The organism is Paraburkholderia sp. SIMBA_027 (genome assembly GCF_046535315.1).
Classification (GTDB): Bacteria; Pseudomonadota; Gammaproteobacteria; order Burkholderiales; family Burkholderiaceae; genus Paraburkholderia; species Paraburkholderia tropica.
This window is the reverse complement of sequence record NZ_JAWRWY010000133.1, coordinates 1-412: the sequence shown is the minus strand read 5'-3', so window position 1 is coordinate 412 and position 412 is coordinate 1. Positions and strand designations below refer to the sequence as shown.

Genomic DNA, 412 nt, shown 5'->3' with positions numbered 1-412 from the left:
GGCCCGTTCGTGGCCGATATGGAAGTCGAGGAGATCGTTTCGTTCCTGAAGACGCAGGGCGCGCCTCAGTATCTCGATGCGATCACGGCCGACGACGACGAAGACGGTGACTACGGTGGCGGCCCGGCCGGCACCTCCAATCTTGCCGATTCCGACGATCCCTACGACCAGGCGGTGGCCATCGTGCTGCGCGATGGCAAGGCATCCACGTCCTATGTTCAGCGCCGTCTTGGCATCGGTTATAACCGTGCTGCATCGCTGATCGAGCGTATGGAGCAGGAAGGAATCATCGGTCCCGCCAACCATGCTGGTAAACGCGAGATCCTCGTTCCGACGGAAAGTGATATACTCGATCGCTGACACGCGAAAAAATCTTTCGAGGCAACGGCTTCACGGAAACCTGATCGCCTCG

General features: G+C 59.2%; 1 protein-coding gene. It reads left to right on the top strand.

The genetic code is table 11. From position 1 onward, the window contains the following. Positions 1–360: DNA translocase FtsK (locus SB764_RS38460; protein WP_410866529.1), on the top strand; the 360-nt coding region annotated here is incomplete at its 5' end. Positions 361–412: the final 52 nt, after the last annotated feature.